The sequence below is a fragment of the Pontibacter sp. HJ8 genome (genome assembly GCF_054824225.1).
Genome location: NZ_JSYF01000038.1, coordinates 1 through 1,786 on the forward strand (window position 1 = coordinate 1; position 1,786 = coordinate 1,786).

Consider the following 1,786-nt stretch of genomic DNA (forward strand, 5'->3'; position numbering starts at 1 on the left):
GCTATACCTGGAACAGCAACTCCGCCAGTTACAAACAGCCTTCCGCAGCTACGAATTAAATGAAATAAAGACAAGAAGCCCTGCTTACAAACGTAAGCAGGGCTTCTGTAAAAATATATATAACAGGTGTTAGCTCATCTCAAACTGCAGACGCAGCAGGTTGGAATAAATCCCTTCGTTGTTCATCGACAGAATATCATGTGAACCTTCTTCCACGATCTCGCCGCCATCAATCACCAGGATCTTGTCTACCTTCCGGATAGTAGCCAGGCGGTGGGCGATCACAATGGTGGTTCTGTTTTTCATCAGCTCGTCCATGGCCAGCTGCACCAGGTGCTCCGATTCGGAGTCCAGGGAGCTGGTAGCCTCGTCCAGCACCAATATAGCCGGGTTTTTGAGGATAGCACGGGCAATGGCTACCCGCTGGCGCTGGCCACCGGACAACTTGATGCCACGTTCTCCTACCAGCGTATCAAGCCCTTCGGGGAAAGAGCTGATAAAGTCATAGGCATTGGCTTTGCGCGCCGCTTCAATGATCTCTTCTTCCGACGCGTCGGGGCGGCCATAGGCAATATTTTCACGGATACTGCCACCAAACAGCAACACTTCCTGCGGCACTATACCCACGTTGGCCCGCAGGTGCGTCAGGTTCATGTCGCGAATGTCCTGACCATCTACCGTAATGCTGCCACTGCTCACATCGTAGAGGCGCAGCAGCAGTTGCACGATCGTCGATTTGCCGGCGCCACTTGGGCCAACCAACGCTATCTTTTCACCGGAGCGAATGGTGAAATTGATGTCACGCAGCACTCGGATATCTGGTCGGGTAGGGTAGGAGAAAGCCACCTGGTTGTAGCTGATATCGCCCTTCACACGCCTGATCTCGCTTACAGGGCGCTGGCTCTTGTCTGTCGGCTCTTCCGACTCGGCGAGTATTTCCTGTATGCGCTCTGTTGCACCTAAAGCCGATTGTATTTTGCCATACAATTCACCCAGGCCTCCTACTGAAGCCCCGATAAAGACGGTATAAATGATGAAGGAGATCAATTCGCCGATGGTCAAATCGCCGTTCTGTACCAGCGTGGCACCGTACCAGATCACGAGTATAATGCCCCCGAACAACCCGATGATGATGAAAGAGATAAAGGCACCCCTGTAATTGGCAGCTGAAAGGGCCGTTTGCACGGCTTTGCTAAGAGAATGCTTGTAACGGCCAATCTCAAAAGGCTCGTTGGTATAGGCTTTCACCGTGTTGATCGCCTGCAGCGTTTCCTCCACGATCACATTGGTATTGGCCAGTTCGTCCTGCGTCTTTTTCGAAAGACTCTTGATCTTCCGGCCAAACACAAGGGTAAGAGCCACCAGCACCGGGAAGGTAGCCAGCATGAACATGGACAGCTTGATGGAAGTCCAGAGAATGATGATGATACCCACAAGCAGGGTAGTAATCTGGCGGAAAAGCTCTGCCAGTGTGATGGACATGGCATCCTGCACCTGGGCTACGTCGGTCGTGATCCGGCTGGTGATCTCACCTACGCGCCGTTTCTCATAGAAGGTAAGGGGCAGCATCATAAACTTGCTGTAGAGGTCGCGGCGGATGTCGGCTACGGCATTCTCACTGACCTGCGCAAAAAAGTATACCCTGAAAAAGGAAAAGATACCCTGGCAGAGGATAACGGCAAACAGGCCCAGCGCGATCATGTCAATGTCTTCGAGGAACCAGTCGGCGTTGCCGGTGGAGGAGTCGACCAGCTTGCCGGTAAGCAGCGGGAAGACCATAAACGTG

Annotated in this window: 1 protein-coding gene; it reads right to left on the bottom strand. The window is 52.7% G+C overall.

All coding sequences use genetic code 11. The annotated features are described in order from the left end of the window. Positions 1–129: 129 nt before the first annotated feature. A partial coding sequence (locus tag OB13_RS02110) for an ABC transporter ATP-binding protein (protein ID WP_461488490.1) occupies positions 130–1,786 on the bottom strand: 1,657 nt, incomplete at its 5' end.